At 72.6% G+C, this 25646-nt stretch carries 22 protein-coding genes; 8 read left to right on the top strand and 14 right to left on the bottom strand.

Annotated elements, in window-relative coordinates; translation table 11 throughout:
- Positions 1–43 precede the first annotated feature (43 nt).
- Complete coding sequence (gene argF, locus OHT01_RS10765) at positions 44–1051, bottom strand: ornithine carbamoyltransferase (RefSeq protein WP_328552919.1); 1008 nt, start codon at positions 1049–1051, stop codon at positions 44–46.
- Between the two features lie 98 nt (positions 1052–1149).
- A complete protein-coding gene (locus OHT01_RS10770) occupies positions 1150–2373 on the bottom strand; it encodes an arginine deiminase (protein ID WP_328552920.1) in 1224 nt (407 codons plus the stop codon).
- Positions 2374–2567: 194 nt separating this feature from the next.
- On the opposite strand from OHT01_RS10770, the gene OHT01_RS10775 reads away from it, so the two are divergent.
- Together OHT01_RS10775 and OHT01_RS10780 are read left to right on the top strand one after the other, a co-directional pair.
- Positions 2568–3647: an SPFH domain-containing protein gene (locus OHT01_RS10775; protein WP_328552921.1), complete on the top strand. Its 1080-nt coding sequence runs from the start codon at positions 2568–2570 to the stop codon at positions 3645–3647.
- Positions 3644–4537, top strand: coding sequence for a hypothetical protein (locus OHT01_RS10780; protein ID WP_328552922.1), 894 nt, complete (start codon positions 3644–3646; stop codon positions 4535–4537). Before OHT01_RS10775 ends, OHT01_RS10780 begins: the two co-directional genes overlap by 4 nt.
- A 712-nt stretch (positions 4538–5249) precedes the next feature.
- Here OHT01_RS10780 and OHT01_RS10785 read toward each other — a convergent pair.
- The 3 genes from OHT01_RS10785 to OHT01_RS10795 form a co-directional block, all read right to left on the bottom strand.
- On the bottom strand, positions 5250–7793 hold the full coding sequence (locus OHT01_RS10785) for a polynucleotide kinase-phosphatase (protein ID WP_328552923.1): 2544 nt from the start codon (positions 7791–7793) through the stop codon (positions 5250–5252).
- Positions 7790–9289, bottom strand: a complete 1500-nt coding sequence (locus OHT01_RS10790; protein WP_328552924.1) for a 3' terminal RNA ribose 2'-O-methyltransferase Hen1 — start codon at positions 9287–9289, stop codon at positions 7790–7792. Before OHT01_RS10790 ends, OHT01_RS10785 begins: the two co-directional genes overlap by 4 nt.
- A 283-nt stretch (positions 9290–9572) precedes the next feature.
- Positions 9573–10196, bottom strand: coding sequence for a TetR/AcrR family transcriptional regulator (locus OHT01_RS10795; protein ID WP_328552925.1), 624 nt, complete (start codon positions 10194–10196; stop codon positions 9573–9575).
- Between the two features lie 142 nt (positions 10197–10338).
- On the opposite strand from OHT01_RS10795, the gene OHT01_RS10800 reads away from it, so the two are divergent.
- Both OHT01_RS10800 and OHT01_RS10805 read left to right on the top strand, forming a co-directional pair.
- Positions 10339–11046, top strand: coding sequence for an SDR family oxidoreductase (locus OHT01_RS10800; RefSeq protein WP_328552926.1), 708 nt, complete (start codon positions 10339–10341; stop codon positions 11044–11046).
- A gap of 238 nt (positions 11047–11284) precedes the next feature.
- The gene (locus tag OHT01_RS10805) at positions 11285–12208 is read left to right on the top strand and encodes an LLM class F420-dependent oxidoreductase (protein ID WP_328552927.1); all 924 of its coding nucleotides are present in this window, start codon (positions 11285–11287) and stop codon (positions 12206–12208) included.
- A gap of 65 nt (positions 12209–12273) precedes the next feature.
- On the opposite strand, the gene OHT01_RS10810 is transcribed toward OHT01_RS10805, so the two are convergent.
- The 4 genes from OHT01_RS10810 to OHT01_RS10825 form a co-directional block, all read right to left on the bottom strand.
- Positions 12274–12753, bottom strand: coding sequence for a DUF6099 family protein (locus OHT01_RS10810; RefSeq protein ID WP_328552928.1), 480 nt, complete (start codon positions 12751–12753; stop codon positions 12274–12276).
- Between the two features lie 191 nt (positions 12754–12944).
- Entirely contained in the window at positions 12945–13274 is a 330-nt protein-coding gene (locus tag OHT01_RS10815) for a nucleotide pyrophosphohydrolase (RefSeq protein ID WP_328552929.1), read from the bottom strand.
- The gene (locus OHT01_RS10820) at positions 13271–14428 is read right to left on the bottom strand and encodes an AAA family ATPase (protein WP_328552930.1); all 1158 of its coding nucleotides are present in this window, start codon (positions 14426–14428) and stop codon (positions 13271–13273) included. Before OHT01_RS10820 ends, OHT01_RS10815 begins: the two co-directional genes overlap by 4 nt.
- Before the next feature lie 219 nt (positions 14429–14647).
- Complete coding sequence (locus OHT01_RS10825) at positions 14648–15037, bottom strand: cell division protein SepF (RefSeq protein WP_328552931.1); 390 nt, start codon at positions 15035–15037, stop codon at positions 14648–14650.
- Between the two features lie 176 nt (positions 15038–15213).
- Between OHT01_RS10825 and OHT01_RS10830 the strand changes: the two genes are divergently transcribed.
- The 4 genes from OHT01_RS10830 to OHT01_RS10845 all read left to right on the top strand — a co-directional run bounded on the left by OHT01_RS10830 (position 15214) and on the right by OHT01_RS10845 (position 18606).
- Complete coding sequence (locus tag OHT01_RS10830; protein ID WP_328552932.1) at positions 15214–15633, top strand: TOBE domain-containing protein; 420 nt, start codon at positions 15214–15216, stop codon at positions 15631–15633.
- A 165-nt stretch (positions 15634–15798) separates the two neighbouring features.
- Positions 15799–17475 carry a hypothetical protein gene (locus tag OHT01_RS10835; RefSeq protein ID WP_328558082.1) on the top strand — a complete coding sequence of 559 codons (1677 nt, stop codon included), beginning with the start codon at positions 15799–15801 and terminating at the stop codon, positions 17473–17475.
- 145 nt (positions 17476–17620) lie between these two features.
- Positions 17621–17809 carry an acyl-CoA dehydrogenase family protein gene (locus OHT01_RS10840; protein WP_443043385.1) on the top strand — a complete coding sequence of 63 codons (189 nt, stop codon included), beginning with the start codon at positions 17621–17623 and terminating at the stop codon, positions 17807–17809.
- A 5-nt stretch (positions 17810–17814) separates the two neighbouring features.
- The gene (locus tag OHT01_RS10845) at positions 17815–18606 is read left to right on the top strand and encodes an SDR family NAD(P)-dependent oxidoreductase (protein ID WP_328552933.1); all 792 of its coding nucleotides are present in this window, start codon (positions 17815–17817) and stop codon (positions 18604–18606) included.
- A 236-nt stretch (positions 18607–18842) separates the two neighbouring features.
- Here the strand turns inward: OHT01_RS10845 and OHT01_RS10850 are convergent, their stop codons facing one another.
- The 5 genes from OHT01_RS10850 to OHT01_RS10870 form a co-directional block, all read right to left on the bottom strand.
- Complete coding sequence (locus OHT01_RS10850; RefSeq protein ID WP_328552934.1) at positions 18843–20102, bottom strand: vWA domain-containing protein; 1260 nt, start codon at positions 20100–20102, stop codon at positions 18843–18845.
- Complete coding sequence (locus OHT01_RS10855; protein WP_328552935.1) at positions 20099–21361, bottom strand: AAA family ATPase; 1263 nt, start codon at positions 21359–21361, stop codon at positions 20099–20101. Before OHT01_RS10855 ends, OHT01_RS10850 begins: the two co-directional genes overlap by 4 nt.
- 189 nt (positions 21362–21550) lie before the next feature.
- The gene (locus OHT01_RS10860; protein ID WP_328552936.1) at positions 21551–22978 is read right to left on the bottom strand and encodes a hypothetical protein; all 1428 of its coding nucleotides are present in this window, start codon (positions 22976–22978) and stop codon (positions 21551–21553) included.
- Between the two features lie 271 nt (positions 22979–23249).
- A complete protein-coding gene (locus tag OHT01_RS10865) occupies positions 23250–24599 on the bottom strand; it encodes a hypothetical protein (RefSeq protein WP_328552937.1) in 1350 nt (449 codons plus the stop codon).
- Between the two features lie 279 nt (positions 24600–24878).
- Positions 24879–25412, bottom strand: a complete 534-nt coding sequence (locus OHT01_RS10870; RefSeq protein WP_405915886.1) for a DUF7144 family membrane protein — start codon at positions 25410–25412, stop codon at positions 24879–24881.
- Positions 25413–25646: the final 234 nt, after the last annotated feature.

The raw sequence follows: 25646 nt of genomic DNA on the forward strand, positions 1-25646 counted from the left end.
CGGAAGGGATGGCTCCGGGGCCGCCGGACATCGTACGGAGAAATCAGGCCAGCGTGGCGACCATGATCGCCTTGATCGTGTGCAGCCGGTTCTCGGCCTGGTCGAAGACGACCGAGTGCGCCGACTCGAAGACCTCGTCGGTGACCTCCAGCGAGTCCAGGCCGTAGGTCGCGTGGATGTCCCGGCCGACCTTGGTCCCCAGGTCGTGGAAGGCCGGGAGGCAGTGCAGGAACTTGACGTCCGGGTTGCCGGTCGCGCGCAGCACGTCCATGGTCACGGCGTACGGGGAGAGGGCGCCGATGCGCTCGGCCCACACCTCCTTGGGCTCCCCCATGGAGACCCAGACGTCGGTGGCCACGAAGTCGGCGCCCCGCACGCCCTCGGCGACGTGCTCAGTGAGCGTGATGCGCCCGCCGCTCTTGTCGGCGAGCTCCCGGGCCCGCGCGACGATCCCGTCGGCCGGCCAGTAGGCCCGCGGAGCGACTATCCGCACGTCCATGCCGAGCAGCGCGCCGGTCACCAGGTACGAGTTGCCCATGTTGAAGCGGGCGTCGCCGAGATAGGCGAAGGCGATGTCGGCCACCGGCCTGGCACAGTGCTCGGTCATCGTCAGGACGTCGGCCAGCATCTGGGTGGGGTGCCAGTCGTCGGTGAGGCCGTTGTAGACCGGCACTCCGGCGTGGGCCGCCAGTTCCTCCACCGAGGCCTGGCTGTCGCCGCGGAACTCGATGGCATCGAACATACGGCCGAGCACGCGGGCGGTGTCCTTCACGGACTCCTTGTGGCCGATCTGCGAACCGAACGGGTCCAGATACGTCGTCGACGCGCCCTGGTCCGCGGCCGCGACCTCGAAGGCGCAGCGGGTGCGCGTCGAGGTCTTCTCGAAGATCAGCGCGATGTTCACGCCCGTGAGGTACCGGGTCTCCGCCCCGAGCCTCTTGTCCGCCTTGAGTCCGGCGGCCAGCTCGACCAGGCCGAGGAACTCCTCCTCGGTGAAGTCCAGCTCCTTGAGGAAGTGGCGGCCGGCGAGGGCGGTCGGGACTGTCGCCATGAGGGCGCTCCAAGGATGACGGGGGGCGTGGACGGGGAGGGACGCCTGAAATTCTATACGATGCTCGGCATTTATATGCGGCCTCCCGTTCGACCCCGCTATACCGGGTCCCTTTCCACGGGGCAGCTCATGCAGCGCGGGCCGCCGCGGCCCCGGCCCAGCTCGCTGCCCGGGATCTCGATCACCTCGATACCCTGCTTGCGCAGATGGGTGTTGGTGGTGGAGTTCCGCTCGTAGGCGATGACGACGCCCGGCTCGACGGCGAGGACGTTGCAGCCGTCGTCCCACTGCTCCCGCTCGGCCGCGTGCACGTCCTGGGTGGCGGTCAGGACGCGGATCTCGTTGAGGCCGAGGGCCGCCGCGATGGCGCGGTGCATGTGCTCCGGGGGATGGTCGGTGACCTTCAGCTCCTTGTCCCCCGCGCCCGGCTCGATCGTGTAGGAGCGGAGCATGCCGAGCCCGGCGTACTGCGTGAAGATGTCGCCGTCGACCATCGTCATCACCGTGTCGAGGTGCATGAGCGCCCGCCGCTTGGGCATGTCGAGCGCCACGATCGTGCGCGCCGAGCCCGCCGCGAACAGCTTGTGCGCGAGCATCTCGACGGCCTGCGGCGTCGTCCGCTCACTCATGCCGATGAGCACGGCGCCGTTGCCGATGACGAGGACGTCGCCGCCCTCGATGGTGGAGGGATAGTCCGCCTGCCCCTCCGACCAGAGGTTGAAGCCCTCCTCACGGAAGAGCGGGTGGTGGCGGTAGATCGCCTCGAAGTGCACGGTCTCGCGCTGCCGGGCCGGCCAGCGCATGGCGTTGATGGAGACCCCGTCGTAGATCCAGGCGGAGGTGTCCCGGGTGAAGAGGTGGTTCGGGAGCGGCCGCAGGAGGAAGTCGTCGAGGTCCATGACGTGGAAGCGCACGGAGGTGGGTTCCGCGTGCGCTTCGAGGAACTCGCGCTTGGTCATGCCGCCGACGAGCACGGACGCCAGCTCCTCGGCGGGCAGGGTCTCGAACGCGGCCCGGAGATGGTCGGTGGCGAGCGGGCCGTACTCCTTCTCGTCGAAGACCCGGTCCAGGACGAGCGCTCTGGCCGCCCCGATCGCCACAGTCTCGGCGAGCAGGTCGCCGAAGAGGTGGACGGTGACCCCGCGGTCGCGCAGCACGTCGGCGAACCCGTCGTGTTCCGCGCGCGCCCGGCGCACCCACAGCACGTCGTCGAAGAGGAGCGCGTCCTTGTTGCTGGGGGTGAGCCTTTTGAGCTCAAGATCGGGCCGGTGCAGGATGACGCGGCGCAGCCGCCCGGCCTCGGAGTCGACATGGAATCCCATGCCTCCATCCTGACCATCCTGACCCGTGTTCACCCGTGGATCGCCGGAGCCGCGGCGCATTCATTTCGTCCCCTTGACGATAAGCAGGTCCGACCATTATCGTCTCACTGACGACAATAAGCGCCGCCAAGCGCCGCCGAGCGGCAGCACGCGACGAGGAAGCGCCGGGACCGCCCGGCGCCGAGGGGGTACTCATGGCCGACATCACGCGACGCCTCGGCTGGCGCCATCTGCGCGGGGCGCCCACCGCCCATGTCCGGCACCACCGGTCGGGGCGCCTGCTCCACGACGGCCCCGGACTCAGCTTCTGGTACCGCTCACTCACCGCGGCTCTCTCCGAAGTCCCGGTCGACGACCGCGAGTTGGCGATGACGTTCCACGCGCGTACGTCCGACTTCCAGGATGTCGCGGTGCAGGCGACCGTCACCTACCGGATCAGCGATCCCACCGTCGCGGCCTCCCGCATCGACTTCTCCATAGACCCCGACACCGGCGACTGGCGGGGCACCCCGCTGGAGCAGCTCGGGTCACTGCTGACCGAGACGGCCCAGCAGCACGCCCTCGACGTCCTCGCCCGTACGTCACTGGCGTCCGCCCTGGTCGACGGTGTCGCGGCGGTACGGGAGCGGATCGCCGGCGGCCTCACCGCCGAACCCCGGCTGCCGGCGACCGGCATCGAGGTGGTCGCCGTGCGGGTCGTCGCACTGCGCCCGGAGCCCGAGGTGGAACGGGCCCTGCGCACTCCCGCCCGCGAGCAGATCCAGCAGGACGCGGACAAGGCGACGTACGAACGCCGGGCGGTCGCCGTCGAGCGGGAGCGCGCCATCGCCGAGAACGAACTCGCCAGTCAGATCGAACTCGCCCGGCGCGAGGAGCAGTTGGTCGACCAACGGGGTACGAACGCGCGCCGCGAGGCCGAGGAGCTCGCGGCGGCGGACGCGGTACGCGCCGGGGCGGAGGCGGACCGCACGGTCCGGCTGGCCGAGGCCGAGGCCACCCGGTCGCTGCGGCTCGCCGAGGCGGAGGCCACGCGCAAGGTGCGGCTCGCGGGGGCCGAGGCGCAGGCGGCGCGCGAGGTCGGCGCGGCTCGGGCCGAGGCGCAGGCGGCCTGGCTGCGGGTCCACGGCGACGCCGATGTCGCCACGCTGCACGCGCTGACCGGCACCCGGCTCGCGGAGAACCTGCCGCGGATCGAGAACCTCACCGTCTCGCCGGACGTCCTCACCGGGCTGCTCGCCAAGCTGGGCGGCGGGGCCGCCGGAGACCCGGCGTGAGTCTCGCGCCCCGGGTCGTCCTCGTCCACCGGACCACCGAGTACGAGGAGTTGGTGGCCCGGCACGGCACGCACGGGCAGGCGGCGTTCTTCCTGTCCTCGCGCGGCCGGGACATCGCGGAGGTGGCCGAACGCCACCGGCGGGCCCGTGAGGCACTCGCCGCGGTGGTGTCGGCCATTCCGCTGACCTGGCGTCAGGCGCGCTTGGAGCGGGCGGACTTGGACCGCTTCCTGTTCGCGCCGGAGGACGTGGTGGTCGTGGTCGGACAGGACGGGCTGGTCGCGAACGTCGCCAAGTACCTCATGGGTCAGCCGGTGGTGGGGATCGACGCGGACCCCGGGCGCAATCCGGGTGTGCTGGTGCGGCACCGGCCCCAGGACGCGGGGGCGCTGCTCGCATCGGCGCACGGGGGCAGCGCCGACGAGCTGACCATGGTCGAGGCGGTCGCGGACGACACCCAGCGGCTGGTCGCCCTCAACGAGATCTACCTGGGTGCCGCGGGCCATCAGACGGCCCGGTATCGGCTGGGGCTCGACGAGTACGGGGGTGCCGTCGAGCCCCAGGCCTCCTCCGGGGTGCTGGTGGGGACCGGGACCGGGGCGAGCGGCTGGCTCCGCTCCGTGTGGCAGGAGCGGGGCGGGGGGCTGTCGCTGCCGGGGCCCACGGACGAACGCCTGCTGTGGTTCGTCCGTGAGGCCTGGCCGTCGCCGGCCACGGGTACCTCGCTCGTGGCCGGCGAGCTCACCGCGTCCGGCCGGCTGTCCCTCACCGTGGAGTCGGACCGGCTCATCGCGTTCGGGGACGGGATGGAGGGGGACGCGGTGGAGTTGATGTGGGGGCAGACCGTGCGGGTGGGGGTGGCTGGGGTTCGGCTCCGGCTGGTGGGCTGAGGGGCCTGGCGGCCCCCAGCCACCAGCCTGCGCCGCACCCCGCCGGGCCCCTTGGCCCCTCACCGGGGGCGGTCCCGGCCGGGCCCGCGACCCGGGCGTCGCCGACCCGGGCGTCGCCGACCCGACCGGAGTCCCGCTGCCCCGGGTGGGGCGGGCCGCGTATCCCCGGCCCGGGCCCATGGCCACGGGGCGCGGGCGGGGCTCGTCCGGCTGCGGCGCCGGTGGGGGCTGGGCGCGCAGTTCCCCGCGCCCCTTACCGGGCCCTCCGGGCCCGGCCGGGCCGGCGGTGCCCAGCCCGGGTGCGGAACCGAGGTATCCCCTCGGCCGCGGACGGGTGGGGGCGGGCCGCGCAGTTCCCCGCGCCCCTTACGGGGCCCACCGGACCGTGCACGTCCGCGCGGTGCCCCATGCCCGCGCACCGCGCGCGGGTATCCCCCTCACCGCGGACATGTGGGGGTCGGGCGCGCCGTTCCCCGCGCCCCCTGGGGGGCCCACCGGACCGTGCACGTCCGTGCGGTGCCCCATGCCCAGGCACCGCGCGCGGGTATCACCTTCACCGCGGGCCGGTGGGGGGCGAGCGCGCCGTTCCCCGCGCACCTTGCGGGGCTCCCGCCGGGGCCGGCGACTACCAGTCCCGGTGGGGGCGCGGTTCGGATGTCGGTCCGGTGGGGGCTGGGCGCGCCGTTCTCCGCGCGCCTTCGGGGGCCACCCGCTACAAGCGGGGGTCCACCGGTTCGGATTCCAGGGCCAGGGTGCCGAACACCGCCTCGTGGACTCGCCACAGGGGCTCGCCCTCGGCCAGGCGGTCCAGGGCTTCCAGGCCGAGTGCGTACTCGCGGATGGCGAGGGACCGCTTGTGGTTGAGGAAGCGGCCGCGCAGCCTGGCGAGGTTCTCCGGGCGGGTGTACTCCGGACCGTAGATGATCCGCAGGTACTCCCGCCCCCGGCACTTGATGCCGGGCTGGACCAGTCGCCCGTGACCGCCGCGCACCACCGCGCCGACCGGCTTCACGACCATGCCCTCGCCACCCCTGCCGGTCATCTCCAGCCACCAGTCGACACCGGCCCGCACCGACTCCGGGTCGCCGGTTTCGACGTAGAGCCGCCGCGTGGTGTGCAGCAGCCCGGTCCCGTCGTTCTCCACGAGCCGGTCGATCAGGCCGAGTTGTTCGTCGTGCGGCAGCGCGGCGAGGCTGCGGCCCTGGACGGCCAGGATCTGGAACGGTGCGAGGCGGACCCCTTCGAGGCCGTCCGTAGTCCAGCAGTAGCGGCGGTACGCGTCCGTGAACGCCTGGGCGTCCGCGGCCCGTTCACCCTGGCGCGCCAGCAGGTCACCGACCTCGACGCCCCGCGCCGCCGCCCCTTCGAGCGCGGTCAGCACTCCCGGGAACACCGCGCCGGACGCGGCGCCGACAGCGGCGTACTGACTGCGCAGCAGTCCGGACGCCTTCAGCGACCACGGCATCAACTCGGCGTCGAGCAGTATCCAGTCGGTGTCGAGCTCCTCCCAGAGTCCCGCCTCGGTCGCGGCGGCACGCACCCGGCCGAGGATCTCCTCGGTGACGGCGGCGTCGTCGAAGAAGGGACGGCCGGTACGGGTGTACAGCGACCCCGTCGGACCGTCGACGCCGAACCGCTCACGCGCCGCGCCCGCGTCCCGGCAGACCAGGGCCACCGCCCGCGACCCCATGTGCTTCTCCTCGCACACGACCCGGGCGACCCCGTCCTCCTGGTACTGGGCGAAGGCCTCGGCGGGGTGCTCCAGATAGCCCTCGACGTGCGAGGTCGCGGTCGGCGCCATGGTCGGCGGGAGGTACGGGAGCAGCCGCGGGTCCACCGCGAAGCGGCTCATGACCTCCAGGGCCGCCGCCGCGTTCTCCTCGCGGACGGCCACCCGGCCGGCGTGCCGGGTCTCGACGGCCCGGCGGCCGTGCACGTCAGCGAGGTCCAGCGGACGGCCCTCGTGACCGCCCGGCGCCTCGGTGGCCAGCGGCTTGGCCGGCTCGTACCAGACCCGCTCGGCCGGCACGTCGACGAGCTCGCGCTCCGGCCAGCGCAGCGCGCTGAGCTTGCCGCCGAACACCGCTCCGGTGTCCAGGCAGATGGTGTTGTTGAGCCAGGTGGCCGTGGGTACCGGGGTGTGCCCGTACACGACCGCCGCGCGCCCCCGGTAGTCCTCCGCCCACGGGTAGCGCACGGGCAGCCCGAACTCGTCGGTCTCCCCGGTCGTGTCGCCGTACAGCGCGTGCGAGCGCACCCGGCCCGAGGTACGGCCGTGGTACTTCTCGGGCAGGCCGGCGTGGCAGACGACGAGCCGCCCGCCGTCGAGGACGTAGTGACTGACCAGCCCGTCGACGAACTCCCTTACCGTGGCGCGGAATTCGTCGCTCTCCCGGTCCAACTGCTCGATCGTCTCGGCGAGTCCGTGACTGTGCTGGACGTTGCGGCCCTTGAGCCAGCGGCCGAGCTTGTTCTCGTGGTTGCCGGGCACGCACAGGGCGTTGCCCGAGCCGACCATGGACATCACGCGGCGCAGCACGCCCGGCGAGTCCGGGCCGCGGTCCACGAGGTCGCCGACGAAGACGGCCGTACGGCCCTCGGGGTGCACCCCGTCGACGTAGCCGAGCTTGCCCAGCAGGGTCTCCAGCTCCGAGGCACAGCCGTGGATGTCGCCGACGATGTCGAACGGGCCGCTCAGGTGGGTCAGGTCGTTGAACCGCTTCTCGGTCACCACCGACGCGTTCTCGATGTCCGCGACCCCGCGCAGGACGTGCACCTTGCGGAATCCCTCGCGTTCCAAGTGGCGCAGCGAGCGGCGCAGTTCGCGGGTGTGACGCTGGATGACCCGGCGCGGCATCTCGGCGCGGTCGGTGCGCGCGGCGTTGCGCTCGGCGCACACCTCCTCGGGCACGTCGAGCACGATGGCGATGGGCAGCACGTCGTACTTCCTGGCGAGGTCGATCAGCCCGCGGCGGCTGTCCGCCTGGACGCTGGTCGCGTCGACGACGGTCCGGCGGCCTGCCGCGAGCCGCTTGCCCGCGATGTAGTGCAGGACGTCGAAGGCGTCGCCGCTGGCGCTCTGGTCGTTCTCGTCGTCGGCGACCAGGCCGCGGCAGAAGTCGCTGGAGATGATCTCCGTCGGCTTGAAGTGCCGCCGGGCGAAGGTCGACTTGCCGGAACCCGACGCGCCGATCAGCACCACGAGGGAGAGGTCGGTGACGGGCAGGACTCGCCCCTGGTTCGTCTGCTCGCTCATGCTGCGTTCTCCTCCTTCGCGGTCGGGGTGGCGGTGTCGGTTTCGGTGGCGGTGGCCGTGGCCAGGGTGAAGACGGCCATCTGGGTGGGCGGGCCGACTTCGGGGTCGTCGAGGCCGACGGGGGTGAACTCCACGTCGTAGCCGTGCCGTTCGGCGACCTTGCGGGCCCAGGCGCGGAACTCCGCGCGGGTCCACTCGAAGCGGTGGTCGCCGTGCCGGGAGTGTCCGGCGGGCAGGGTCTCCCAGCGGACGTTGTACTCGACGTTCGGGGTGGTCACCAGGACGGTCCGCGGGCGCGCCGAGCCGAACACGGCGTACTCCAGGGCGGGCAGACGGGGCAGGTCGAGGTGCTCGATCACCTCGCTGAGCACGGCGGCGTCGTACCCCTTGAGCCGGCGGTCGGTGTAGGCGAGCGAGCCCTGGAGGAGCTGGACGCGCGCGGCCTGCCGCTCGCCCATGCGGTCCAGCTTGAGCCGGCGCGAGGCGATGGTGAGCGCGCGCATCGACACATCGACACCGACGATCCCGGTGAACCGGGTGTCCTTGAGCAGCGCCTGCACCAACTGGCCCTGCCCGCAGCCGAGGTCGAGGACCCGGCTCGCGCCGGACGCGTGCAGCGCGGCGAGGATCGCGTCCCTGCGCAGCACGGCGAGCGGCACCGGTTTCTCCTCGGTGTCGGTCTCCTCGTCGACCGCGTTGTCGATCGCCTCGACCTCGGTGTCGTCGGTCTCGGCGAGCCGGACGAGTTCGAGCCGCTCCATGGCCTCCCGGGTCAGCGACCAGCGCCGGGAGAGATAGCGGCTGGTGATCAGCTTGTGCTCCGGGTGGTCCGGCAGCCAGCCCTCGCCCGCCCGCAGCAGCTTGTCGACCTCGTCGGACGACACCCAGTAGTGCTTGGCGTCGTCGAGGACCGGGAGCAGGACGTAGAGGTGACGCAGGGCCTCGGAGAGCGTCAGTCCCTCGGCCTCCAACTCCAGGCGTACGTAACGGGAGTCGCCCCACTCCGGGAAGCGGACGTCGAGCGGCACGGGCTCGGCCGTCACCGTCCAGCCCAGCGGTTCGAAGAGCCCGCGCACGAGGCCGGCGCCGCCTCGCGCGGGCAGCGCGGGCACCTCGACGCGCAGCGGCCGGGTCTCGGCCGGCAGCTCGGGACGAGCGGCGCACTGGCCCTTCATCGCGCTGGAGAAGACGGCGCTCAGCGCCACGGCGAGCAGCGAGGACGCGGCGTACGGGCGGTCGTTGACGTACTGCGCGAGGGCCGCGTCGGGCGCACCGCCGCGGCCCTTGCCCTTGCCCCGCCGGACCAGCGCCACCGCGTCGACCTCTAGCAGCAACGCGGCCGTGCACCGCTCCACGCTCGCCTCGGGGTACAGCACATGTGCCGTTCCGTACGAGGTCGAGAACGTCTGCGCCCTGTCGGGATGCTTGTGCAGCAGGAAGCCGAGATCGGTCGCCGGGCGCTCCGGGGTACCGGTGGTACTGATCGTCAGGAACACGGTGGATCTGCCTCGAAACGTCTTCTGGGCCGCGGAGACCCGGCGAACGACCCGACCCGTGCGCAGCGGAGCGCACCGGCCGGACGCCGGTGGGCCGCGGCGTGGGCGAGCGCGCCTCGGCTGTCGCCGCTCCCGGCTCTGCCCCGGCCCCCGCAGCCGTGGCCACGCCGCGCCGCGGCCGACCGCAGGGGCGACGCCGGTCCTCGGCGCGCCCCCACAACGTACAGCGAACACCGCAGGTGGACCCATGGTTTTTCGCCGCCCGGGAGAGGGTCCGGCGGGGTCAGCCGGAGGTCCCCGGCACCCGGGGCGAGGGCCGTCCGCCCTCGTCGAGGCCCGCGCTGTCGAGCAGGGTGGCGGCGGTCGCGAGGGCGAGGCCGTCGAGGCCCCGGCCCTGCATGACGGCCCGGACGCCCGATCCGTCGAAGACCACGGTCAGTTGGCGTGCGAGGATCTCGGGGTCCGGTGCTCCACCGCGCTCCGCCTCCTGCCGGAAGAACGCGGTCAGCGCGTCCTTGCAGCGGCGGGCCACCAGGCTCGCGGGGTGATCCGGCGCCTTCAGCTCAGCGGTCACGGCCACGAAGGGGCAGCCACGGAAGTCCGGGCGGGCGGCGAGTTCCTCAAGGCGCTCGAAGACGTGCAGGACGCGCTCACGCGGCGGCCGGTCGTCGTCGGGGGGCAGCAGGAACGCCTGGTAGGCGGGCGCGCTGCGTTCCAGGCTCGCCGCCAGTACGCCGTCCTTGCTGTCGAAGAGCTGGTACATCGAGCGCTTGGACACCCCGGCCACCCGGCACAGCGCCTCCACGCCGACACCGACGCCCTCGCGGTAGAAGAGCTCGGCCGCGGCGTCGAGCAGTCGGTCGCGGGTCGAGGAGCCGGCGGTCGCGGTCGATGTCGCCTGTGTCATGGGCCCAGCCTACGTTCTCCGTTTGCGTTTCGGAAACCGATCGGTTTACTGTACGGACAACGCCGGAAACCGATCGGTTTCCAGGTGATCCTCATTCCCCCAGTGGTCCCCACTTCCCGGCGCCCCTCAAGAGGAGAAGCTCATGACCAGCATCGAAGGTTCGGTGGCGCTCGTGACGGGCGGCAGCCGCGGCATCGGCAAGACCCTCGTGGAGGCCCTCTACGAGCGCGGCGCCAAGAAGGTCTACGCGACCGCCCGAGACCCGCGGACCGTCTCCCACCCCGACGCCGTACCACTGGCGCTGGAGGTCACCGACCCGGCCTCGGTCACGGCGGCTGCCGCACAGGCCCAGGACGTCACCCTGCTGATCAACAACGCGGGCGCGACGGCCTCCACGTCCTTCCTCGACTCCCCGATCGAGGACGTGCGACGCGAATTCGACATCAACTTCTTCGGGCCGCTGCTCACCACCCGGGCGTTCGTCCCGGTCCTGGAGCGCAACGGCGGCGGGCACATACTCACCGTCCACTCGGTGCTGTCCTGGGTCACGGTGCCCGGGGCCGACGGCTACAGCGCCGCGAAGGCCGCCCTGTGGTCCCAGAGCAACGCCCTGCGGCTGGAACTCCAGCCACGCGGCATCAAGGTCACCGGACTGCACGTCGGCTACGTCGACACCGAGCTCACCGCGGGCCTCGACGTGCCCAAGGTCTCCGCGCACAGCGTCGCGGAGCAGGCCCTCGACGGCATCGAGACGGACGCCCACGAAGTCCTCGCGGACGCGCTCACCCGCCAGGTCAAGGCCGGCCTCTCCGGCGAGCTGAGCGCGCTGTACCCGCAGCTCGCCGGGTAGCGGCGGCCCGCCGCGGGCTCGTGGGCACCGCCGCCCCCGCCGGGCGCGGGTTCCGCCCGCACCGCCGCCACCACCGGGCCGCTGGCCTCGCAGGCACGGTCGCCCCCGCTCCGCGGGCATCGCCTGCACGGTCGTCCCGCGTTCCGCGGGCATCGCGGGCGCGGCCTGTCCGGGATCGGGACAGGTGTGACAGCGGTTCGGCAGGGGGCGCCCGTTGTGACCGGTGCATGATGGATACATGGATCTTCGAGTCTTCACAGAACCGCAGCAGGGCGCGACCTACGAGACGCTGCTCCGCGTCGCCAAGGCCGCCGAAGACCTCCATTACGGAGCCTTCTTCCGCTCTGATCACTATGTGCACATGGGGTCCGTCGACGGGCTCCCCGGTCCCACCGACGCCTGGATCACCCTGGCCGGCATCGCCCGCGAGACGAAGCGCATCCGGCTGGGCACCCTGATGACCGCCGGAACCTTTCGCCTCCCCGGTGTCCTCGCCATTCAGGTCGCCCAGGTCGACCAGATGTCGGGCGGCCGGGTGGAACTCGGTCTGGGGGCCGGATGGTACGAGGCCGAGCACACGGCGTACGGCATTCCGTTCCCCAAGGAGAAGTTCGGCCGCCTGGAGGAGCAACTGGCCGTCGTCACCGGGCTGTGGGGCACGCCGGTCGGCGAGCGCTTCAGTTTCGACGGGACCTACTACCAGCTCGAGGACTCACCCGCGCTGCCCAAGCCCGCGCAGTCGAAGGTGCCCGTCCTGATCGGCGGCCACGGGGCCAGGCGCACCCCGGCGCTCGCGGCACGCTTCGCCGACGAGTTCAACATTCCCTTCGCCTCGGTCGCGGACACGGAGCAGCAGTTCGGCCGGGTGCGCGCGGCTCTTCAGCAGGCCGGGCGCAAGACCGACGAACTCGTCTACTCCAACGCCCTGGTGGCCTGCGTGGGCCGGACCGACAGCGAGGTGCGGCGACGGGCCGACGCCATCGGCCGCGATGTCGACGAGCTGAAGGCCAACGGGCTCGCGGGCTCCCCCGCGGAGGTCGTCGAGCGGATCGCCGAGTATCAGGCGGTCGGTTCGCAGCGGATGTACCTCCAGATGCTCGACCTCGACGACCTGGACCAACTGGACCTGATCGCCGCCGAGGTGACACCGCAGCTCGACTGAGCGCTTCGACGTCACGGCGGTGGTTCGGGACCGGCGGCGGCAGGGCCCGGTCCCGCGTCCCGCCCCTACCCCGCGGCCGAATCCCGTTCCACCACGCGTTTCTCGTCCCGCACCGCGAGTCGTCTCAGCATCTCCAGGACGCGGTCCCGGGATTCGTCCGCCGCGTCGATCGCCTCCATGCACTGCCAGTAGGTCCCCTCGTCGTCCGCCGCGCAGGCGATGCCGACCAGGGCTATGCCGACCTCGCCCAGGAGGGCACCGAGGCAGAGCAGTGCCTCGCGCGCGTCGCCCAACTCGGTGAGCTGGGCGGCGCGTAAGGCACCGACGCCGAGAGCGTGATCGCCGAGCACCCCGCAGCCACGACCGGCCAGCTCGGTCAGTCCGAGGGCCTCGCCCCGGAGTTCAGGGGGTCCTGACACCGCGAAGCGGCTGCCGATCCCCTGCGCCAGCGAATGCGCCTGCCAGGCTTCCGCCATCACCTCCGGGGTGTCACCGCTCTCCGCCAGTGCACGTCTGCTCGCCACGATGAGCCGCACCGCTTCCATGCGCTGCCCCCGTCTGTCCGACGCGCTCTCACGCGTCCGCCCGAACTCCCTTGTTCACTACCCAGAGTGAAGTCCCTTGAGACGGAAAGCCAGAGGAAGCCCGAAATCTGTGGACACGGAGTCGCATCGGAACAACTGGATAGCTACGGAGAGTGACGGATTCCCCTTTTGGTGACACGGGACGGCCACCCTCAGGGCTCCGGAACGGGAAACCTCCGCTCGTTCCGGTCGATCTTCGCGTCCAGGGCCGCGAGCGGGTCGACGCCCAGCACCTCGCAGAACTGGAGCAGATACGCGAGGACGTCCGCGACCTCGTCGGTGACACGGTGCGCGGTGTCCGGGTCGTCCATGACCCGGGCCGACTCCTCCGGCGTCAACCACTGGAAGATCTCGACGAGTTCGGACGCCTCCACACTCAGGGCGGCGGCCAGGTTCTTGGGGGTGTGGTACGGCTGCCAGTTCCGCGCGGCCGCGAACTCGGCCAGTCTGCGCTGCAGCGTCGCTACGTCCAGTTCACTCACGTCGTCAGGTCTACCACCGTGGCACCGGCCGTCCCGAACGCGTTCGCCCGGTCGCTCACCGCGCCCATCAGCCGGATGTGCCCGCGCTCGCACATCCGCGCCGCGAGCCGCACCAGTTCCCCGGTCTGCCGGGCGTCCAGCCCGCGGTCGAGGCCGTCGGCCAGCACCGTCAGCGACTGGAACGCCGCCGGGACCTCACCCGCCGGGTCGACCTCCAGCACGCCGGGCCCGGTGAGCAGCACCAGGGCCAGCGCGAGATACCTCAACTCGCCGTCCCCGAGCAGCTCCAGCGGCGTACGGACGCCGTCGGTGCGGTCGAGGAGCGCGCGGACGGTGCCGTCGCCGAGCACCTCGGCCAGGACGTCGGCGACCGTACCGGCACAGCCGGCGCGCACCGCGGCGACCAGTTGGGCGTAGCGGTGGCCGCACTCCGAGCGGGTGCGCCACAGAACTTCGGCGAGGTTGTCGCAGCCGCGCAGCAGCCGCCCGGAGCCGAGCGGAACAGGGGCCCGCATGGCGTCCGGGCTCGGATCGCAGACGTAGACGGAGCGCAGCGCGAGCACCATCTGCTCGGCGGCGGCGAGGACTTGGCACTCACCCGCGGTGCGGCCCGCGACGCGCAGCGGCAACAGCGCGGTGCCGAGGCGGTCGTCGGGGAGCGGGACCCGGGTCACCGCGGAGGCACCCCCGGTGTGCCAGGCCGCCTGGACGGACCGGCGGCCCGGGTCCCGCAGGGCCGTCTCCAGCAGGGTCAGCCCGCCCGCCGACAACCGCTCGCCCACGATGCGCAGTTCGGGTTCGGCCTGGACGGCGACGTCGAGCCGGACCGGGCCTTCGGGTCCGTCCACCGTGCAGCCGATACGGAAGCCGCGGCGATGCTGCGCGTCGGGCCTGGACCGCTCCGGCACACAGGTGACCGGGTCCGGGAACACCTCCGGGAGCCCCGCACCGGCACCGAGCCGCGCCAGCGCCTCGTAGGCCCGCAGGACGGCCGTCTTGCCGCTGCCGCTGGGGCCGGTGACGAGAGTGAACGGTCCGAGCGGGAGCCGGACGCGGCGATGGGTGGCGAAGGCGGCGAGCCGCAGCTCGGTGACGCCCGGACGGACCGGGCGCGCCTCCGCCGCCGTGGGGGCTTCCGGCGAGGACAGGGTCATATGCGGACGGTAGGCCTCCACCGCGAGGCGAATCGTTACTCCCGGGGGACCTTCCTACGATCGGGGGACGAAAGCGCCCTTCCCGGGGCAGGAACCCCCCGGGTGCCCGGAGCCCGGCTCGGCTCCGCGCCCGGCTCGACCCGGCGTCCGGCACGGCTCGCCGCCTTCGCCGCCGATCGCCGCGCACCGCGCCGCACCGCGCCCCACCGCGCCCCACCGTCAGAGTCCGGGGACTCCCACCCCCTCCATCAGCCCCCGCACCTCGGTCCCCGGGGGCGTCAGCAGGAACACGTTCCGGTCGACCCGGTGCATGCCGCTGGCGAGACCGAAGACCACGCCCGTACTGAAGTCCAGGACCCGCTTGGCGACATCGGTCTCCGCGCCCGTCAGGTCGAGGAGGACCGGGACGCCGGACATCAGCGTCTCGGCGACGTCGCGGGCGTCCGCGAAGACATTGACCCTCAGGACCACGAAGCGGCGCCGCGTCTCGGTCTCGGCCTCGGGAATCGACCGGTGGCGGACCGCCGAGGGCCATGCGTCCCGGCCGCGCAGCGGAACGACCTGGGCGAGCCCTTCCCACTGTTCATCGGTGACGTCGCGGCCGGTCATCGAACCACCCCGTCCTGGCTCGCACTCGTTGTCTGCACCGGGCAATTCTTACGCATGGTCACCCGTTCGGCCCAACAGCGACACGGTCCACGACCCGGACGGGGAGACGGCGGGTACGGCAAGCTACGCATATCTGTCCATATTCATCACGCCGCACAGCAATCGAGGCCACCCCCATGAGCCTGAGCATCCGCAACCAACTCCCCGGCACCGTCACATCCGTCACCCCGGGTGAGGTCATGGCGACCGTGAAGGTCCGGCTCGACGCCGGTCAGGAGATCACCGCGGCCGTCACCCTGGAGGCGGTACGGGACCTCGGCCTGAATTCCGGCTCCACGGTGCGGGCCCTGATCAAATCGACCGAGGTGTCCCTGGCGACCGGTCCGGTCACCGGTCTGAGCATCCGCAACCAACTGCCGGGCACGGTCACCGACGTCGCCTCCGGCGGGGCCATGGCCCGGGTGAAGGTGCGGGTCGCGGGCGGCGAGCTGACCTCCGCCGTCACCAGGGACGCGGTGGCCGAACTGGGCCTGGCCGCGGGCACCGAGGTCGTCGCGCTCATCAAGTCGACCGAGGTGTCGCTGTCCAACGCCTGACGCTCCGGACGGTGACGAGTGCTCTTACTTGCCTCATACCGGACTCTTCACGTCCCGTCGAGCGTCGCTCACCAGCGGGAATTAGCGTCTTACGGCGTGTACTCGGCAGAAATCAAGCCGGCGCCCACCCGCCGGCCGACCCCGACGAAGGTCTCGCCCGGCGGGCTGTCCGCGCGGTGGAACCCGGACGAGGCGCCCGCGCAGTGGCACCGCGTCCTGACCCTGCTCGCCGACGTCAGCCTCTTCATCGGCATGCGCCCGCTGTGGTCGCAGGCCGCGAGCCACCGGCTGCTCGTGGCCGCCGTCGTCTCGCTCTGCTACGCCTCGATCCTGGCGACGGGCGTGCTGACCCTCGTGGTCCGCCGGGGCCGCTCGCTGGCGCGGCTCGACCTCTGCGTCCTCGTGACCGCGGTGACGCTCGTCGTCTGCGGACTGGTCATGAACCACCAGGGCAGCGACGAGTCGGTCCTCACCACCCAGGCCGCCCACGAGTTCCTGGCCGGCCACCAGGTCTACGACCGGCCGTGGCCCTGGCTCTTCGGCCACGGCGTCGCCCTCACCGCGACGATGAACGGCGGCTACGACTTCACGTACGGCTATCCGCCGCTCGCCCTGATGCTCACCGCGCCCCTGCTCTGGATCGGACACGGCTCGACCCCCGCCACCATGGTCGGCACCGGGGCCGTGATCACGGGCGCGGTCGTCATGTGGCGGATGCTGCCGGTGCCGTGGCGGTCCGCGGCGACGCTGGTCTGCCTCGGCCTCGGACTGCTGCCGACGTACGCGCGGCTCGGGTATCCGGCGATCCTCGCCTGCGCCCTGCTCATCCCCGTGGTGATCGGCTGGCCGCGGCTGGGGGGCGGCGGCCGGGGCGACATCGTGCGGGCGGCCTGCCTCGGGGCGGCCTGCGCGGCGCAGCAACTCCCGTGGTTCCTGGCGCCGTTCCTGCTGGCCGGGGTGTACGCGCTGCGCCGCGGCGATCTCGGCCCGCGCGCCGCGGCCCGCGCGGTGGGACGCATCGTGGGCGTCGCCGCCACCACCTGGCTGCTGATCAACGCGTACTTCATCGTGAGCGAGCCACGCGCCTGGCTCTCCGGCATCGCGCTCCCCCTCACCCAGGACGCGGACATCCACGGGCAGGGCCTGGTCGACATCTCGCTGTACTTCACCGACGGCAGCGACCGTCTCGCCTGGTACGCCCACGCGAGTCTGCTGCTGGCGGCCGCCCTGCTCGCGCTGTTCGTGCTGTTCGTACGGCGGCTGGGGCCGGCGGCGACCGTGCTGCCCTGGTGCGCCTTCTACGTGGCGACCCGCTCGCAGGACGGCTACTACCTGCTGATGACACCGCTGTGGGTGGCCGCCGCGATCACCGCGCCGTGGCAGTCCTTCAGGACCGCGTGGCAGCCGCGGCCCGCCTTCCTGCGCGGCCTGCACCGGCGCGGGGCCCAGCTCGCCGCGGTCGCCCTGCTGCTGGCCCCGACGGCGGCGGCGGTGAGCCTGGCGGCCACCGGGTCACCGCCGCTGCGCATGCAGGTCGCCGACGCGCGCCGCGGCGCCCACACGGTGACCCGCCTCGTCGTCGACGTCACCAATCTCGGCGCCGCGTCCCTGAGTCCGCACTTCACGGTGACCACGGGCCAGGGCATGAGCCGCTACTGGTCGGTGGTGTCCGGCCCGGCCACGCTGGCCGGGCACGCCTTCGGACGGTACGAACTCCGGCCCCCCGACGGCGCGTTCACTCTCCCGCGGGCGGGTGTCCGTATGCGGCTGCGAGCCGTGTCGGCGTCGCCGATGACCCTGTCGAGTACGGACCTGCACTTCACGACGACAACCCGGCCCTGAGCCCTCCGCCGCCCCTCCTCTCCTCTTCTCCCCGCCCTCCTGTCCGGTCCGCCCGGCTCCCCCGGCCTTCGGCGGGGTGCCTTTGCCGGGGGCCGCCCGGCTCGGTGAGGAGGGCACCACCTTCCGGAACGCGAGCCTCGCCGCGATGGCCGAAACCTTCCGCGCCGAGACACGGGCGCGTGCGGCGGATCCGTGCCCGCAACTGTTCGGCGGGTACGGATCCATGCTGGAATACCCCATCGCCCGGCTCCACGCCGACGCGCGCGTCACCCGGCTCCACGTCGGGACCAGCGAGGTCATGAAGGTCATCGTCGCCGAATCCCTGGGACTGTGATGCCGATGCCGAAGACGTCCGATTTCTCACACCGTGAGGGTGTCGCGTTCGTCGCGGGCGGCACCGGCGGTATCGGCGCGGCGATCGTACGGATGCTCGCCGAGCGGGGCAGCGACGTGGCGTTCACGTATCGCTCCAACAAGGCAGCCGCCGACGCGCTCGCGGCGGAGATCACCGAGCGGTTCGCGGACCAGGGCCGCCATGTGACGCCCCTGCGGCTCGACTTGACGGAGGAGGAGGCCGTCGCCGCCGCCGTGTCCGAGACGGCCGGGGCGCTCGGCGGACTGCACACCCTCGTCCACGCGGCGGGCCCGCATGTACCCATGGTGCACCTGAGCAAGGTCGCGCCCAGCCGGTTCCGCGCCCAACTCGACGCGGACGCGGGCGCGTTCTTCAACCTGGTGCATCCCGCGCTGCCCCTGCTGCGGGAGAGCCGGGGCAGCGTCGTCGCCGTCACCACCGTGGCCACCCGCCGGTTCCCCGTCCGCGACGGGCTCTCCTCGGGCCCCAAGGGCGCGGTCGAGGCGGTCGCCCGCGCCCTGGCCGCCGAGGAGGGGCGCTACGGCGTCCGGGTGAACTGCGTCGGGCCCGGCATGCTGACCGACGGCATCGCCGCCCGCCTGATCAGTTCCGGTGAACTCGACGACAGGACCCTGGAGATCACCCGCCGCAACATCCCGCTGGGCCGTTTCGGCACCGCGCGGGATGTCGCCGAGGCCGTCGCGTTCCTGGCCTCGGACCGCGCGGGCTTCATCACCGGGCAGGCGCTGGGGGTCGACGGCGGGTACAGCGTGTAGCGCCCCCGACGGGCCGTGGGCCCCGAGGACCTGTCTGCCCGGACGGTCGTACGACCGGATTCGCGCCCCCTCCCGACGGCCGTACGGCAAGAATCCCCCCCGCCCGACGGTCGTACGGCCGGAATCCCGTCCCCCTCCAGGTCCGGGTACGACCGGAAGCCCGCCCCCTCCCGGTCGGCGTACGACCGGAATCGCGCCCCCTCGCGGTCCCGGCGCCGACCCGGCCCGGCCCGGCCTCACCTGACCGAGGGAGCCGACCCGATCTCGACGACGCGGGCCCAGGTAGGCGGCAGGTCGGGCACGTAGTCGGGATCGTCCTCGTTCCATGAGCCGTCCGACCGCCCGCGCGGAAAGAGACCCACGACCGTCCGGCACGGGGGCCGCGCATCCGGCCAGGGGGTCTGCCCGTCCGTCAGGACCACGACGACGTCGGGGTGCGGCCGTCGCCGGAGCGCCGCGGCGAACCCCGAGCGCAGGTCCGTACCGCCGCCGCCCACCAGCCGTATGCCCTCGGCCCGGCACACGGGGTCCGCGATCCGGGCCGCCGAGTCGCAGGACACCACGCTGATCAGGTCACGACGGCCGCCCACGGCACGGGAGATGGCGGTGACCTCCAGGAGCGCGCTGCCCAGTTCCGCGTCGCTGACGGACCCGGAGGTGTCGATGACCACCGAGACCCGGGGCGGTCTGCGGCGCAGGCTCGGCAGGACGACGCCGGGCACTCCGGCGGAGCGCCGCGACGGCCGACCGTAGCTGTAGTCCTCAACCGCGCCGGGCGCCGAGGCCGCGGAGCGCACCGCGGCCCCCAGCAACTCCCGCCACGGCTGCGGCGGATGGAAGGCCTCCTCCGCCCACCGCTCCCAGCCGGCCGGGGTCTTCCCGGGGCGGCCCTTGATGCCCTGCGCGACCCGGAACCGCACCATGTCACGTTCCTGCGCATTGAGGCCGCGCGCCCCGTCCGGCCCCAGGTCCCACTCCCGTAGGCGTCCGTCGGCGCCGCTGCCGCAGTCCAGCCAGGCCAGGCTCTGCGTACGCGGCCCCAGTCGGAACCGGCGGAGATAGTCCTCCATGAGTTCCCCCGGGGGCAGGTGCAGGAGCTCCGGCGTGACGGCACCCTCGGGCCGGACGAGCCCCTCGCCGAACGCGTCGTCGTTGATCTCGCAGTCCGCGGCGATGTTCATCCGCAGCCGTTCCCCCGGACCGGTGAGTCCGCGCTCGCGGGCGACCCGTTCACTGCGGCCGTGATGGTCGCGGAGCAGATGCGACACCTCGTGCACCCAGACACCGGCCAGGTCCTCGACGGACATACGGTCCACGAACCCCGGGGAGACATAGCACCGCCAGTAGGGGTCGACGGCCATCGTCGGCACCCATCTCGACTCGACGGTGTGCAGGGCGAACAGGGCCGTCGCCAGGTAGGGCCTGACCCGAGCGGCGTGCAGCCGGGCCGCGAAGAGCTTTTCGAGGTCCAGGGCCCTCGGCGCGTCCGCCGTCATCGTCCCGCCCTCGTGGCGACGGCGGCGCGGGCGGCCGCGTCGTCCGCCCGCCGGGACAGGGTCACCGCTCCGGCCAGCCGCTCGATGGACGCGGGGACGTCCCAGTCCTCCCGGCGCAGCGTGGCGAGCGTGGTCGCGGGCACGACCACCAGGTCCGGGGCGCCGGTGTCCAGCGCCCGGACCAGCAGGGCCCAGGCCGCGTCCCAGCGTGCCTTCTCCGGCCGCTCACGCACCGCGGCCACCACACCGTCGAGGACGGCCTGGCGCAGATCTCCCCGCTCGGGCAGGACGGCGGCCGCCGGGTCGGCGAGCAGGGTCTCGGGGTCGGGCAGGTCCATCCGGTCCAGGCTCGCCAGCAGCTCCAGCCCCGGGCCGTCCCCGACCGTGCCCCTGACCAGCAGGGAGAGCACTTCGCGGGAGGATCCGGCGGCGGTCGCGAAGGCGATCAGGCTCAGGGTCATGTCCCAGCTCCGCGGTGAGGGCCAGGCGCCGCCGCGGCGGGTCTCGCTGCTGGGCAGCCGGTGCACGAGTCCGGGACGGGCGGCGAGGAGCCCGCACACCGCGCGGCGGGCGAAGTCCACGGACTGACGCAGTTTCCGCGCGTCGAGCCGCGGCAGGGTCGCACGCGGCCAGGTGCCGCCGAGTCCGCGCAGGACGACCTCGTGGTCGTGGACCCACTGGAGGTGGACGAACCGGTTGGCCAGCGGCGGGCTCAGTTCCCAGCCGTCGGCCGCCGAGGAGCGCGGGTTCGCAGCGGCCACGATCCGTACGCCGGAGGGCAGTTGGAGGGTGCCGATGCGCCGCTCCAGGACGAGCCGGAGCAGGGCGGCCTGAACTGCCGGTGGCGCGGTGGACAGTTCATCCAGGAACAGCAGTCCCCGGCCCGCGCGGACGAGTCGTACGGCCCAGTCCGGCGGGGCCATGGGCACGCCCTGTTCTGCGGGATCGTCGCCGAGGACGGGCAGCCCCGAGAAGTCGGACGGTTCGTGGACGCTGGCGATCACCGTGGTCAGCGGCAGATCAAGGGTCTCGGCGAGCCGGGTCAGTGCCGCCGTCTTGCCGATCCCCGGCTCGCCCCACAGGAGTACGGGCAGGTCGGCGGCGACGGCGAGGGTCAGAGCCTCCAGTTGGCTGTCGGGGCGCGGCTCCGTGTCGGTGTCGCGGAGCAGGCTGGACAGCGCGTCGGCGACACCGAGTTGATCGATGTGAACGGGGTCGAGGAGTGTGTCGGGTTCGGCGGACGGGGTGCGTGTGGACATGTCTGATCACCTTTGGGTTCGTGGCGGGACCGCCCGGACGCGGAGTCGGGGACTCTCGGGGCGGTCAACTGGCTGTCAGCGAAGGGCGAAGGATGCGAGGCGCGCGGAGGGCGCAGGATGTGGGCGCGAACGGTGCTTGATGTAAAGCCGAGTTGATGGAGAGTCAGCTCTCGTTGGGACGACGGACGTTCAGCGGTCCGTCGTGTCGCGCGGACGGGAGCGGTGACTACGGGGGCGGGCGGGCCCCGGGCGAAGGCGGTCGGGTCCGGGACCGGTCAGGCCCGCCCTGAACAGGCCGTAGGTGACGCGCCGCAGCGCGGCCGCCCTGAGTTCGTCCCGCAGGGGGCCGCTGCGCAGCACCGCCTCGGGACCCAGCAGCCCCTCGACGACGGCCAGCGCACCGGCGGTGTCGCCGTGGCGCAGCCGTTCGCGGACGCCGGAGAGAGCGTGCGGCCGACGGTGCGTCTCGTCGATGGCCTGGAGGCAGGGCAGCGGCGTACCGGTGAGCGCGACCAGCAGTTCCTCCCGGCGGATCTCGGCCGGGTCGTGGTCCAGGGGGGCCAGTACGCCGTCGACCAGGGCGATCCGGTGCCGGGCTCCCCGGCAGTCCACGAAGCGTGGCTGTCCCGGCGGGTCCCCGGTCCCGGTGGACACGGCAGCGGTGTGCTCCGGTACCAGGGCCGGGGCGACCAGCGGGTGCAGCCGCCCGGCCTCGATCGCGCCGGCGCGGACCAGTGCCAGGTCGGGCAGTACCCACGTCGCGGCGTCGGGCAGGACCGGCACCGCGAGGGCACTTCCCTCGGCGGGCGTCGCGGCGCTCCGCAGCGTGGGCGGGCCGGCACCGGCCGGGTCCGCGACGAGTTCCAGGAAGAGCCGGTGCCCGGCCCCCAGCCGCACGGCGACCGCGCCGGTCGTCCGCCCCTCGTCGTGGAGCAGAACCGCCGCCTCGGCCGCCCACCGGTCGACGGCACAGCCGAGGTCCTGGGACACGGACCCCGGTGGATCCGGGTCCACGCGGCGTTCGTCGCCCGGCGGGCCGTCGGCACCGGAACGGACCCGCAGCTCACCGGTCCTGCGCGCGTCCCACAGATGGCGATGCAGGTCGAGGCGGTGGCGCCGGCTGGGACGGGGGTGCGGATGACGGCGGGCTCCGGTGTCGAAGGAGAACCCGTCGCGGGATCGGCCGGGGGACCCGTCCCACAGGGCGAGGCTGATCCGCTGGCCGCCGTCCGCCCAGGCCGGCGGGGTGCGGACCACGAGGTGCACCGGATGTACGCCATCCCGCCCCGCACGGTCGTACCGCGCCAGCGTAATGGTGAGGCCAGGGCGCAGCAGCCCGTCGGGGGCGATTCTCGGCAGGTGCCAGCGCAACAGGTCGGGAGCCAAGTGGCGTAGATCGGCCCGGACTTGGGCCGCGAGTTCGCGACCGTGGGTGCGTGCCAGAGAACGCGGATCGAGATCGAGGTCGAAACCTGCGGCGGCACACGCACCCGCCCAGTCCCCGCAACGGCGGCGGGCGGTCGCTGTCTCGATCATCGTGGGCGGCACGGCGAATTCCCGCACGCGCGGCCAGAAGGAGAGGAGGAGGGAATCCTCGTACGCGGTTCGAGTGAGCATCAGCACTCACCTTGCGCGGACGGGTCCCCCGTTCTGATTTCGGAGGGAGTCGTCATCGCCGGGAGCATAGCCCGAGGCCGACTATCTGTCAGGTGCCTTTTCCCCGGCCGCGGGGACGGCCGATCCGGCGCCCACGCGCCGCTCTCCCTAGAGCTCACGCGGCAGCCCGTGCCGGCCGTCGAAGTATTGGTCGACCCCCTCGGCGGAGGCCGAGGGGGTCGAGGGGGCCCGAGGGGGTCGAGCGCGACAGCGGTGGCGGCTGCGGGCCCGGTCAGGCCGGGCTGTGGAACGGTGGTCCCGTCGGTGGTCCCGCAGCCGGTCCGTCGATGGTGCCGGTCAGATGCGGGGTCCCGTCGTCGTCGAGGAACTCGACCACCGCCAGGGCCAGCAGGGCCAGCACCGCGATCCAGATGGTGACGGCGGCCGTGGGATAGCTCCAGACCAGCAGGATGACGACGGCGACCGCGACCACGGTCCAGTTCAGCCACGTCCTGACCCGGTGGACCCACGCTCCGACCGCTCCCAGGTCGAACCCCGTCGCCGTACGGACCGCGCCGATACCGCCGGTCCAGGCGGCCAGGACCCGCGAGGCCGCCCGGCCGCTGCCCGTCAGCCAGGCCGCCAGGGCCACGACGATGCCGAGGGTGATCACCATGCGTACCGACGTCCGCAGGTAGCGCACCAGGGTGTCGAAGACCGACCCCGCGGCGGCCTGGGAGACGTCCGCCGGCAGACCGTCGAGATAGAGCGCCCGGAAGATCCAGAGCGCGATCCCGAGGACGGCGGCCCCGGCTGCCACGAGGAGTGCCGCCGTGACGAGGGCACGGCGCCTGCGTACGGCGAGCAGCACACCGCCGGCCGCCAGCAGGAGGGTGAGCACCGGCAGCCAGAACCCGACGAGTTCGAGCAGCCGGTAGATCTTCTTGGCCTTGCCGATGGACTTGGAGCTCATCACCGTGAAGTCGGTGTGCACCTCGGGGATCTTCGCGGCGACGCCGAGTCCCCTGTCGACGAGCGACTGCTTGACCTTGTCGATGACGGGCGCGAGGTCGATGACGACGGCGTCGTTGGTGAGTTTCACCGCTCCGCCGCCGCTTCCGGTCAACGCCTTGTCGACGGCTGAGTGGGCCTTCCTGTTCAGCTCGGTCCACAGGGTGGCGAACGCGTCGCTGCTGACGAACTTCAGGGCCACGCTGTGCACGAAGTCGGTGAGCCCGCTGGTGATCGGACCACTCAGCGGACCGAGTGCCTTGGTCAGCCGGGGCCGGTCGGCGGGCGCGACCGACTCGAGCAGCGTCTTGACGTCGACACGCTGCATCACCGCTTTGGTCACCCGGTTCGCGACGGCGTTCTGGACGTCCGGGTCCGAGGCGAGCGGCTTCATGGTGGCCACATACCGGTCGGTGTTCCCGATCAGATCACTCGTCCAGGCCGACACGGCGCTCAACGGGGTGAGCAGGGCCGCCAGGATGACCAGCACGACCGCGAAGGAGGACCGGACGCGGTGATGCTCGACCCTCGGCCGGGTCCGCTCCAGTTCGGCGACCCGGGCCCGCAGCTCGGCGATCTCCCGCGGGTCGCCGCCGTTCAGGCCGCCACCGCTCACGTCGCCGGTACTCACGTCGCCTCCGGATCGCTGATCGTGGCGACCAGGGCCGGGTGACCTGCCCGCGTCCGGTCGATCACGTCATCCATGGCACGTCTCGTTCCGCTCGGTCCAGTGCGTGGGGTCGGTCCAGTGCGTGGGGTACGACGGCATACGACAGCCCTCTTCTCGGCGGCCCTTCTCGGCGGCCTTCTTGGCGGCCCTTCTCGATAGCCCTGTTCTCGGCGGCGGCTCGCTCGACGGCGGGATGAAGCGGCGCGTCGGCGCGGCTGCCGGGCGTCCGGCCGCAGCGCGTCAGCGCGGCTGACGGGCGTCGGGCCGGTACGAGGCGAGGGCCCAGATGACGAAGACATCGATGGCGATCAGAATGACCGACCAGATCGGCGCGTACGGCAGGAACATGAACTGGAAGAGCATGCTCAGCGCGGCCAGCACGATACCGGTGATACGGGCCCACTTGGCGTCCTTGAGAATCCCCCAGCCGGTGACGACGGCGATCGCGCCGAGGATCAGCAGGATCCAGCCCCAGCCGGTGAGGTTGATGCGGTAGACGTAGTCGTTCACGCGCGCGTACACATCGTCCTTGGCTATCGCGGAGATGCCCTGGAGTATGTTGAGGCCGCCGTTCACCAGCAGCAGGACGCCCGCGAAGGTGACGCCGCCGGCCGCCCAGCCGCTGTTGCCCGTGGGCGGCGGTCCCATGCCTCCCGCGGCGGGCGCGGCTCCGGACCACTGGTCTCCCCACAGCGGCATGTCGCCGCCGCTCGGCTGGGCGCCCGTGCCACCGCCGGGCGGGGGCCCCGGAGGCTGCGAAGAGTCCTGGCTCATGCTCGACCACCTCTGTGCGCTGTCGGCCGCTGGCCGTCCCCGTGCAGGAAGCACCGGGGAGTTCGAGCGTCCGCCCACCTCCCCCTCCCCCGCCACGGGGGCTCCGCCGACCGGGTGACGGCCCGTTTCCGCCCGGCCTGCCCCACAAGCGCCGCCGGGTCCTCAGGCTGCCGCCGAATCGCCCTCCACCGCCGGGCCGCCGTCCACCTCCGCATCACCGTCCAACGCCGCAAC

It is taken from the genome of Streptomyces sp. NBC_00358 (assembly GCF_036099295.1).
GTDB lineage: Bacteria > Actinomycetota > Actinomycetes > Streptomycetales > Streptomycetaceae > Streptomyces.